The 10,107-nt window shown below is 71.6% G+C and carries 11 protein-coding genes; 1 reads left to right on the top strand and 10 read right to left on the bottom strand.

The window, feature by feature from the left end; all coding sequences use genetic code 11:
• Window positions 1-195 precede the first annotated feature (195 nt).
• Complete coding sequence (locus GKQ77_RS19705; RefSeq protein WP_219690240.1) at window positions 196-1,221, top strand: 7-epi-alpha-eudesmol synthase; 1,026 nt, start codon at window positions 196-198, stop codon at window positions 1,219-1,221.
• A 45-nt stretch (window positions 1,222-1,266) separates the two neighbouring features.
• On the opposite strand, the gene GKQ77_RS19700 is transcribed toward GKQ77_RS19705, so the two are convergent.
• From GKQ77_RS19700 to GKQ77_RS19655, 10 genes are all read right to left on the bottom strand, one after another.
• Window positions 1,267-2,433, bottom strand: a complete 1,167-nt coding sequence (locus GKQ77_RS19700; protein WP_219690239.1) for a winged helix DNA-binding domain-containing protein — start codon at window positions 2,431-2,433, stop codon at window positions 1,267-1,269.
• 188 nt (window positions 2,434-2,621) lie between these two features.
• Window positions 2,622-3,902, bottom strand: coding sequence for a cytochrome P450 (locus GKQ77_RS19695; protein WP_219690238.1), 1,281 nt, complete (start codon window positions 3,900-3,902; stop codon window positions 2,622-2,624).
• Window positions 3,899-4,519: a GTP-binding protein gene (locus GKQ77_RS19690; protein WP_219690237.1), complete on the bottom strand. Its 621-nt coding sequence runs from the start codon at window positions 4,517-4,519 to the stop codon at window positions 3,899-3,901. The genes GKQ77_RS19695 and GKQ77_RS19690 overlap by 4 nt, the downstream gene beginning before the upstream one ends.
• A complete protein-coding gene (locus tag GKQ77_RS19685) occupies window positions 4,500-4,907 on the bottom strand; it encodes a DUF742 domain-containing protein (RefSeq protein ID WP_219690236.1) in 408 nt (135 codons plus the stop codon). The genes GKQ77_RS19690 and GKQ77_RS19685 overlap by 20 nt, the downstream gene beginning before the upstream one ends.
• On the bottom strand, window positions 4,904-5,314 hold the full coding sequence (locus tag GKQ77_RS19680) for a roadblock/LC7 domain-containing protein (protein ID WP_219690235.1): 411 nt from the start codon (window positions 5,312-5,314) through the stop codon (window positions 4,904-4,906). Before GKQ77_RS19680 ends, GKQ77_RS19685 begins: the two co-directional genes overlap by 4 nt.
• Entirely contained in the window at window positions 5,311-6,864 is a 1,554-nt protein-coding gene (locus GKQ77_RS19675) for a sensor histidine kinase (RefSeq protein WP_258021587.1), read from the bottom strand. The genes GKQ77_RS19680 and GKQ77_RS19675 overlap by 4 nt, the downstream gene beginning before the upstream one ends.
• Before the next feature lie 187 nt (window positions 6,865-7,051).
• Window positions 7,052-7,240 (bottom strand): hypothetical protein, encoded by a 189-nt coding sequence (locus tag GKQ77_RS19670; RefSeq protein ID WP_219690233.1) that lies wholly within the window; start codon window positions 7,238-7,240, stop codon window positions 7,052-7,054.
• A 72-nt stretch (window positions 7,241-7,312) separates the two neighbouring features.
• On the bottom strand, window positions 7,313-8,278 hold the full coding sequence (locus tag GKQ77_RS19665) for a TerC family protein (protein ID WP_219690232.1): 966 nt from the start codon (window positions 8,276-8,278) through the stop codon (window positions 7,313-7,315).
• Between the two features lie 131 nt (window positions 8,279-8,409).
• Window positions 8,410-8,898: a GNAT family N-acetyltransferase gene (locus GKQ77_RS19660; protein WP_219690231.1), complete on the bottom strand. Its 489-nt coding sequence runs from the start codon at window positions 8,896-8,898 to the stop codon at window positions 8,410-8,412.
• Window positions 8,899-8,959: 61 nt separating this feature from the next.
• Window positions 8,960-9,838: an ABC transporter substrate-binding protein gene (locus tag GKQ77_RS19655; RefSeq protein WP_219690230.1), complete on the bottom strand. Its 879-nt coding sequence runs from the start codon at window positions 9,836-9,838 to the stop codon at window positions 8,960-8,962.
• Window positions 9,839-10,107: the final 269 nt, after the last annotated feature.

Genomic DNA, 10,107 nt, shown 5'->3' with positions numbered 1-10,107 from the left:
ATTCCGCTTATCACTTCCCCTCTCGCCCCGCGGCGCAACCCCGGGTTCGCGGGCAGGTCACGGGAGTTGACTAGATCACAGCATGGATCGTTCGGCGGCAGGGCATCTTGGTAGCGCAGTTGATCATTGAACATGCCATGTATCTGTGCGCGGGCCGGGGGGATCTCGCACACGCCTCACGAGGAGTCCGGGAAAATGCCGCAGGACGTTCGGTTCGACATCCCCTTCACCACTCCGGTCAGCGAGCACCTGGAGCCCGCGCGGGAGCAACACCTGCGCTGGGTCCGGGAGATGGGCCTGGTGCGCAGCCGGGGAGGCTTCGAGGAGTACGAGAGCTGGGACCTGCCGCAAGCCGCGATACGTACGTATCCACACGCCTCGGCCGACGACATGGTCGTCCTGATGAACTGGTTCTCGCTCGCCTTCCTCTTCGACGACCAGTTCGACGCGGCACGGCCGGACCGGGCGGACCGGATAGCGGAGGTCTCCCGCGAGCTGATCGCCACTCCCCTGCGCCCGGTGGGCAGCAGGCCGCGTGTCGTCTGCCCCATCACGGTGGCGTGGGCGCAGGTGTGGGAGCAGCTGGCCGACGGCATGTCACCGGCCTGGCGCACGCGGTTCGCGGCCTCCTGGGGGCGGTTCCTTGTCGCGCACTCCGAGGAGGTCGACCTGGCGGCGCGGGGCGGGCGGCTCGGCCTGGAGGAGTACACGGCCTTCCGGCGGCGCACCGTCGGCATCCACCACAGCATCGACGCGGGCGAGCGCAGCCGCCGCTTCGAGGTTCCCGCGCAGGCGCAGGCGCATCCGCTGATGGTCGCGTTGCGGGACGCCGCCGCGGACACCATCGGTTTCATGAACGACATCCACTCCTTCGAGCGCGAGAAGCGGCGCGGTGACGGGCACAACCTCATCACCGTCCTCCAGCAGGCGCGCGGTTACGGCCTCGACGAGGCCGCCGCCGAGGCGATACGGATGACCGAGGAGCGGCTGCGGGACTATGTGCGCCTGGAGTCCGAAGTGCCCGTGATGTGCGCCGAGTTGCGGCTCGACACCGAGGAGCGGGCGTGGGTGCGGATGGGCGTGGAGGCCATTCGGCACTGGATCAACGGCAATTACGAGTGGGCCCTGGTCACGGGCCGCTACGCCGCCGTCAAGGACGGCCCGGCCGTGGCCGCGGAGGAGCGGGGGCGCGGGTCGCTGGACGACCTGCTGACCGTCTGACGCGCGGGTCCCGGCGAGCGTCACGCCGCGCTCCCGGCGCGCTCGTCAGGCGGCCAGCCGGCGTTCGAGCGGGGTGCGGTAGCAGGGGGTGACGCGGGTGGCGCCGAGGAAGGCGCGCAGCCGGCCGATCTCGTCGGCGACGGCGGCGCGGGCTTCGGTGCCGGGATCGGTCAGCAGTCGGTGGTTGATGTCGCCGTCGGGACGCTGGGCCCAGGCGCCGATGACGCGGCCGTCCCACCAGATGGTGGGGCCGATGTTGCCGTTGCGGTCGAACAGGGCGCCGGTGTGGTCGCGGTCGAGGTACCAGTCGCGGTGGCGCCGGCCCATGGGGGTGGGGTCGAGGCCGGGCAGGAGTGCCGCGCGAGGTTCGGTGCGCGCGGGCGGCTCGGCGTCCTCGGGCAGGAGGTATCCGATGCCCTCGTCGAGTTCGACGGCTTCCGCGCCGGTGGCGGCGATGGCTTTCCGGGTGTAGGTCACGGTCCAGCCGGTCCACCATTTGAGGTCGTCGACGGTCACGGGGCCGAACGCGGCGAGGTAGCGGCGCGCCAGATCGGCGCGGGCCTCCTCGGCGGGGAGCTCGGGGAAGGGCGTGCTGAGGGCCCAGCGGAACTGGGCGGAGGTCCAGGACCCGGCGGGCCGGGCGCGGCGGACTCGCCCTTCGGCGGCGAGGACGCCGAGGACCGTGCCGCATATCCGTTGGCGGGACTCGTAGGGCTTGCCGGGGAAGGTGACGATCTGCTGGGCGAGGGCCGGGACGTCGGCGGTGAGTTCGGCGGAGGTGGCCTGGCCGCGTACGGCGAGCGCGGCGAGGAGGTCGGCTTCCGCGCGGGCGTAGCGGGCCTCGTCCCAGCCGGCCGCCTCCGCGAGGCGCTTGAGCGCTTCGGGCCGGCGGCGGTAGGTGTCGGTGACCGAGGCGGCGTGGAGGGTGGCGGCGAGGCCTGCGGGGACGACGAACATGGTCCGACGCATGCAGCGGACGCGGATCAGGTCGCCGGTGTCGTACAGAGCCCTGTCGATCAGGCCGGGGGTGGGCGCGTCCATACGGGCGGCGGCGCTGAGGAAGACGGTCGCCGGGTCTGTCGCGTGCAACCCGACGAGGGCCCGCACGACGCCCTCGGCTGTCGCGGCCCGGCCCGTGGGGGTCAGCAGGTGCCGCTCGGCCAAGCGGGCGCGGCGCTCCGCGGGGGTGACGCGGCGCAGGGCGAGGGACATCGGGGGCTGCTTTAGGGAGGGGCCCGGGAGGGAAGCCTCCGCCGACAGGCCGAACAGTACATTCGTACTGTACCGGCCGGCCGCGTGGTGCGCAATACGGACATACGCGCCACCGCCGCATCGCGCTGAACCCGGAGGCCGCCCTCCGCCGGCCCCTCGGCCGACCCACGGCAGCCGACCCGCGGCGCTCAGACCACCTGAGGTGTGAACTCCACCGGCAGGCGATCGAGGCGGCTCTCCCACGTGGAGGCCGTGGACGTCAGCTCATCGGGCGCGGTCGCGAGCCGCAGCGCGTGCAGCCGGTGCAGCAGCACGTCGACGGCCGTCTCGATGATCGCCTGGCCCACGCCCTGCCCCGGGCACTCGTGCGAGCCGCCACTGAAGGCGAGGTGCGCCTTGTTGCCGTGCAGCGTCGTGGTGGTGTCGGGGCGGATCTCCGGGTCGAGGTTGCCCGCGGCCAGACCGAGGACGAGCAGGTCACCGGCCTTGACCTGCTGGCCGCCCAGCTCCAGATCGGCCGTGGCGAAGCGCCCCGGGCAGACGGCGAGCGGCGGGGTGTTCCACATGACCTCTTCCACCACCGCCGAGATGTTGAGCTGGCCGCTCACCAGACCGGCCATGTGGGAGGGGTGGGTGAGAACCGACTGCAGGACCCTCGCCAGCAGGTTGCTGGTGGTGGTGTGGGCGGCGATCAGGACGAGCCGCAGATGGCTGAGGATCTCGCCGTCGTCCAGGCCCGCCTGGTGGTGCAGGAGTCCGGTCGTGAAATCCGATCCCGGCTCGGCGCGCTTGCGCTCGGCGAGTTCGGCGAGGATCTTCATGATCAGGTCGTTGTGCGCGACGGCCTCCTCACCGCCCTTGATGACCTGGGCGCAGGAGTGCGCGAGCCGGCGCCCCTCCCCCTCGGCGAGGCCGAAGAGGCGGGTGAGGACGAGCATCGGCAGATACTCGGCGTACTGCCCCACCAGGTCGGCGCTGCCCTCCGCCGCGAACGCGTCGATCTGCTTGTTCGCGAAGCGGGTGACATGCCGCCTGATGCCGCGCCCCGCCACGGCCTGGAGGTTGTCGGTGACGGCCCCGCGCAGCCTGCGGTGCGGTTCGCCCTCCTGGGAGACGCAGTCCGGGCGCCAGCCCACCATCTGCATCAGCGGGGAGGAGTCCTCGACCCGGCCCTCCTTCCAGTCCCGCCAGATCCGCGAATCGCGGGTGAACTGGCGGGGGTTCTCCAGGACGCGGCGGTTCTCCCGGTAGCCGAGGACCAGCCAGGCGGGCACGTCCCCCTCGAGCAGGACGGGCGCCACCGGGCCGTGCTGGTGGCGCAGGCGCTCGTAGATGCCGTGCGGGTCCTCCGAGGCCTGCGGTCCGTAGAGGCGGGTCAGGGTGGAGCCGTGCCGGACCGGGCAGCCTCCGGCGGCCTCGGTCGCCTCGGTCGCCTCGCTGGGGGTACCGGTCGGGGTCGGGGCGTTCATCGGGACTCCAGGACGGCGGCGGAGCGTTCCTTGAGGTGGCGGATGAGGGCGATGAGCACATCGCGGCTCGAGGCCTTGTCACGGGCGTCGCACGCGACGATCGGTGTGTGCGGCGAGATGTCCAGGGCCTCCCGTATCTCCTCGACGGGGTGTTCCTTGGAGTCGGGGAAGACGTTGAGGGCGATGACGAAGGGCACGTCCTGGCGCTCCATCTCCTCGATGGCACGGAAGCTGGACGCGAGGCGCCGCGTGTCGACAAGGACGACCGCGCCGAGGGCGCCCTTGAAGAGGCCGTTCCACAGGAACCAGAAGCGTTCCTGCCCGGGGGTGCCGAACAGGTAGAGGACCAGCTGCTCGTTCAGGCCGATGCGGCCGAAGTCGAGGCTGACCGTGGTCTCCTGCTTGTCGGTGACGCCGATCAGATGGTCGACGTCGATGCTGGCCTGGGTCAGGGTCTCCTCGGTGGTGAGCGGTTTGATGTCGCTCACCGAGCGGACCATGGTCGTCTTTCCGGTTCCGAAGCCTCCGGCGATCATCACTTTGACCGAGCGGCTTCCGGCGGGCAGTGCGCCCGTCTCCGACGGCTGGTCGGGACGGTCAAAGCCTTTCAAGTCCACTGAGTACCTCCTCAAGGAGCGCGAGGTCCGGCCCGCGGCCGGAGGGGGAAGAAACCGGGATGGGGTCACGGGTCTCCACCCGGTCCGCCTCCAGCAGGTCGGTCAACAGCACCGCGAGAATGTTGAACGGCAGTCCGAGATGGGCGCCCAGCTCGGCCACCGACAGCGGATCGCGGCACCGGCGCACGATCTCCTCGTGCTCGTGCTGCATGCCCGGGACGTGCTCGTACTGCGTGCCCGGTGCGGGCGCGGTGCGGGCGCCACGGGTGAGGACGAGCGTCGCCACGTCGAGCCCGGCGGCGGGCCCGGCCGGTCCGCTGCGCCCGCCGGTCAGGACGTAGTAGCGCTCGAGACCGGACGGGTCCCTCGGCCGGTGGGGGCCACTCATCCAGGCTGCTCCTCCCGGCGCGGAGTGGTGCCCAGAAGCTCACCCATCCGCCGCGCCAGGTCCCTCATCTGATGCCCGAGCAGCCCCTGGTCGAGCCCCTCCTTGGCGAGGACTCCGAGGTACGTCTCCACACCGGCCCGCACCACGAAGAGGTGCCCCCCGTCGACCTCGATCATCGCGAGGCGCAACTGGCCGCCGTACGTGGGGAATTGGGCGGCGACGGGCTGGGCGAGCGCCTGGAGGCCCGCGACGACGGCGGCGAAGCGGTCCACGTCGTCGGGGTCCTCCGCCCCGTACGACGTGATGGCCTTGCCGTCGCTGGAGGCCACCAGCGCGAAGCGGATCTCCTTGATGGACTCGGTCAGGTCACGGAGCGCCCAGCTCACGTCGGTCTCGTGCTGCGTCATCGCTGGTCGCTCTCTTCGGTCCGGGGCTCTTCGGTCTCTCTTCCGGCGGTGGCGAAAGCCGCGAGGCCGGTGAAGGACGTGTCCGGCGGCACGACGGGCGGGGCCGTGGCCGCCGCCGGGGCCGCTGCCGGGGTGCCGGCCTCGTCCGGGGAATCTCCGCGTGGCCTGCTCCTGCGCCGTTTGGGCAGTCCGCCAAGGGTGGTCTCCGCGCCGGGGACGGCGTCGGCCGCGGGGGCGGGCGCCTCGGCCACCTGTGCGGCGGCATCCGCCTCGATCCGGGGGGCGGGTACTGAGGGCGTGGCGGGGAGCCGGCTGAAGTACTTGTGCGGCACGACCACGACGACGGAGGTACCGAGCCAGGGCGAGTCGGCGAAGGTGACCCGGATCCCGTACCTGCGGCCGAGGATGCCGACGACGCGCAGGCCGAGCTGGGCGTCCTCCGCGAGGCCGCCGATGCCGGGACCGGCGGCGACGCCTTCGAGGGAGTCAAGGGCGAGCTGCTTCTGCTCCTCGCTCAGGCCCTTGCCCGCGTCCTGGATCTCGATGCCGACGCCGTTCGGCACCTCCTTGCCCGAGACGATCACGGGCTCGGTGGGCGGCGAGTAGCGTGCCGCGTTGTCCAGGAGGTGGGCGAAGATCAGCGTGAGGTGGTCCACCAGGCCGCCGTCGACGCCCAGTTCGGGCAGCTGGCGCACCTGGACGCGGTCGAAGTCCTTGATGCGGCCGATGCCGCCGCGCACGACGCTGAGCAGGCGCTGCGGTTCCTGCCACTGCCGGCCGGGCCGGTCCGTGCCGCCGAGGACGCCGATGCTGGCGGCCAGACAGTCGGCGGGGCCGATCGCCTGGTCCAGTTCCATGAGGCCCTGGGCGACGGCGGGTGAGCGGCCGTGTTCGCCCTGCATCTCGTGGAGGCGGCCGCGGATCTTGCCGGTGAGCACGTGCAGACGGCTGCCGATGCTGATGACGGCCTGTTCGGCGGAGGTGCTGCGGTTGAACTCCTCCTCGACGGCGATCAGTCCGGTCCGCAGGACCTTGCGCAGCTCCTGCCGGAACTCGGGCGATACGTCGCTCTCCTGGGCAAGCGGAGGGAGCAAGTCGTCGATGGCCTCGCCGGATCGCAGGCCCTTCAGGGCCTCGGGCAGGAACTCGTCGCCGAGCCGGGCGAGCAGTTCCCGCTGGCGGTCGACCTGCCGCTGCCAGGCCTCGGTCTCCTCGGCCAGCCGGGCCTGGAGGGCGGCACGCTCGGTCCCGTACTCGTGCTCCAGGGAGGCCACGTGGTGCTGCCACTGCCGGGAGTGGCTCGTCAGCGCCGACTGGGCCTGCTCGGCGGCGCGGCGCAGCTCGTCTCTGGAGCGCAGCAGGAGCCGCACACAGAAGGTGGCGGCGGCGGTCATGCCGAGGCCGACAAGCAGGACGGGTATTCGGGCCTCGTCGGGCCCGGCCACCGCGGCGGCGAAGGTGCCCGCGCCTAAGCCGAGCGGCAACAGCCACCAGGCGCGCCAGGCCCGTGGCTCTCGGGCCGCCGCCGGTGGCGGAGTGGCTAGTTCCATCTGCATCCTCAAACCAACGCGCTCGAACAGAACAACCGGATACGGAAGGCCGCGCAGGGCGGCGACACAGCGGGGTGCGGCGGATCGCGATCGCGTCAACACGCTGTGCCACAAAGGAGCTTATAGGGTTGGAGGGGATGTGGATCAACCCGGTCCGGCCTCGGCTACGGGCTGGTAGTGATCTTCGTTACCGCGTCGAGGGACGCTTGCGCCCGGGATCCAGGCGGTAGTCGGGACAGTCGCGGTTCTGGCACGCGCCCGGGCGCCACACGGGGACGAAGACCGCGAGCGTCTTGTGGCGGTGGATCTCGGCGGGTACGGACTTCTTGCAGGTCGGACACGCAAAGGCGTCGACCTCGCGCTTCATTTTGACCATATCTTTACGATATGCCTGAAATCGCCCGCCGGGAAGTCCTGGCCCGCCTGCCCGGCGGGACGCGGACCGCGGTCAGGGCCCGGTCCCGTCCTTCCCGTCCTTTTCCGGGGCCGGCCGTCTGATGCTGAGCACCACGGAGACCGTCAGTACGACGACGATCACCGCGAGGCTGACCGGGGAGGGGATCTCCGGGATGTCGGAGCTGATCATCTTGTGGGACGCCTGGAGGATGAGCTTGACGCCGATGAAGCCGAGGATGACCGCCAGACCCTTGCTCAGGTAGTGGAAGCGGTCCAGGAGCCCCGCCAGCATGAAGTAGAGGGCCCGCAGGCCGAGGATGGCGAAGGCGTTGCTGGTGTAGACGATGAACGCGTCGTCGCTCACCGCGAGGACGGCCGGCACGCTGTCCACCGCGAAGATCAGGTCGGCCGCCTCGATCGCGGCGACCACGGCGAGCAGCGGGGTCGCGACCCGTCGGCCGGCCTCCTTGACGAAGAACTTCGCCCCGGCGTACTCGTCCCGCACCGGGATGAGCTTGCGCAGCATCCGTACGGCGAAGCTCTTGCCCGGGTCGAAGCTCTCCTCCTCGTCCTTGAGGAGTTTGTAAGTGCTGTAGAAGAGCACGGCCGCGAAGACGAAGAGCACGGCGGTGAAGCGGCTGACCACGGCCACGCCGAGGGAGAGGAAGATCCCGCGGAAGACGAGGGCGCCGATGACCCCGAAGAACAGCACGCGGTGCTGGTAGGCGCGGGGGACCTTGAAGTACGCGAAGATCACGGCGAAGACGAACAGGTTGTCGACCGACAGGCTCTTCTCCAGGAGCCAGGCGGTCGTGTACTCGGTGCCCGCGGTCGTCCCGAGGACGAGGAAGACGACCGCGCCGAAGATCAGGGCGAGGCTCACCCATAGGGCGCTCCAGCCCGCCGCCTCCTTGAAGCCGATGACGTGCGCGGTGCGGTGCGCCAGCAAGTCCACCGCCAGCGACACGACCACGGTCGTGGCGAACGCCCCCCACAACCAGAGCGGGACCTCGAGCATGCCGAACACCCTCGCCATGGCCGGCGCCAAGTGCGCCGGCCCCTACTCAGCAGTGTCCGGTATCGCGCCCGGAGCGGCACGTGGAGCGGGTGTGACCGGTGGGCGGCATGAGCCGCGTGCGGCCCGGGTGACTACCAGGTGCTCTCGTAGTACTTCACGCGCTCGTCCGCTCCGACGTACCGCATGCCCGCCGAGGCCATGACGCGCTGCGACGCGATGTTGTCGAGGTCCGCGTCGCCCTTCACGCAGGTGACGCCGCGCTCCCGGGCCAGGCGGAGCAGTTCGCGCAGGGCCTCGACGGCGTAACCCTTGCCGCGGGCGGCGGGGATTACGCCGTATCCGATCGTCACGGTCCCCTCGGCGTCCGGCGGCCGGTTGAAGCCGAGGCTGCCGATGACGCGGCCGCCCTCGCGCTCGCGTATCTCGTAGTCCCCGAAGGGCTGCGGGTTGCCGGTCCGGGCGCAGTGGCCGAGGAAGTCGACCGCCGATTCCACGTCTCCGTCGGTGGGGTAGCCCGGCCCCCACCGCTCCCCCTCCTCGGGCGTGCGCGCCACCACGCGGCGCGCCCCTTCGACGCTCATCGGACGCAACACGAGCCGGGCCGTCACAAGATCTTCCATGGCAAAGGGAGGTACCACGCCGTGCGGACCGGTCGCACGTGAATTACCGCTCGCACGTGGATTACCGGTCGGCCCGTGCGGGCCCCACCTCCTCCAGGGCTTCGGTGAGCGCGGTGAAGAAGCGGGCGTGTTCCCGGGCGCTGGGCGGCAGTTCGGGGTTCCAGGGCAGGGTGCGGATGCCGCCGCCCAGGGCCTCACCGAGTTCGGCCGCGTTCGAGCGCACGTCGGTCAGCACGAGGTCCGGCTCCAGCGCGGCCGCCTCGGACCACGTGGTCGTGGACCAGTTGGCGCCCTGGCCGGGAGCGGGGTCCACGAGGCCGACGCCGAGTCCGGTGAGCGCGGCGAGGTCGGGCCAGGCGTAGGGCCTCGCCAGGTGGACGGAGTCGGGCCCCGCCGGTGAGAGGGCGAGGACGCGCGGGCGTACGGGTTTGTCCGCCGTCGCGCTCAACCTGCGCTCGGCGGTGGCCAGTTCCGCCTCCGCTTCGGGACGGGCGGGGGCGCCGAGCGCGTGCGCGAGGGCGGTGAGGCGGTCCCGGATCCCGGCGAGGCTGCGGCCCCGGCCGACGTCGAGCACGGCGACGGGGACCCGCTCCTCCAGGTGTTTGGCGGCCTCCGGATCGATGCCGTAGACCTGGCCTCCGCCATAGGTGAGCGCGATGACCAGATCGGGCCGCGCCGCGAGAAGCGCCTCCAGGTCGAGCGCGGAGCCCGCGCCGAAGTAGGGGAGATCCGCCAGGGGGAGGCTGCCCGCCTTGGCCGGATCCGGTGCGGCGGGGTCGTCGTGGGCGGAGCCGAAGAGGCCTGCCGCGCGTATGCCGTGGTCGTGGAGTGCGGCGGCCGTCGGCACGTAGGCGACGAGCCTGGCCGGGCGGTGCGGGGCCCTGATCAAATGGTCCCGGTCGTCGGTGAACTCCCAGTCCTGGACCGTGTCGTGTGCCATGATCTCCGACTCCTCCCGCTCCCGGTGCCGCGCTGCGGCCCGCCCCTGCCCCTGGCCTGCTCCGGCGCCGGTCCGTGCCGACGCCGGTCTGCTCCCCTCCGGCGTGCGCCGGTCCCTGTCCGTGCCGGCGCCTCGGCCGTGGCTCTTTTCCGTCGCGTCGGTTTTCCGCCGTGGCCGTCCGCTGCTACCTGCCCGGGCGCGCCCCGGCGTACACGGGAGCGGGCGAGCGGGCTTGCCCCGGGCCTGTGCCGCGCGAGTGCCCCTACGAC

It is taken from the genome of Streptomyces anatolicus, assembly GCF_019400875.1.
GTDB classification, from domain to species: domain Bacteria; phylum Actinomycetota; class Actinomycetes; order Streptomycetales; family Streptomycetaceae; genus Streptomyces; species Streptomyces anatolicus.
Note: the sequence above shows the minus strand (reverse complement) of the source record. Positions and strands in the feature narration are given on the sequence as shown.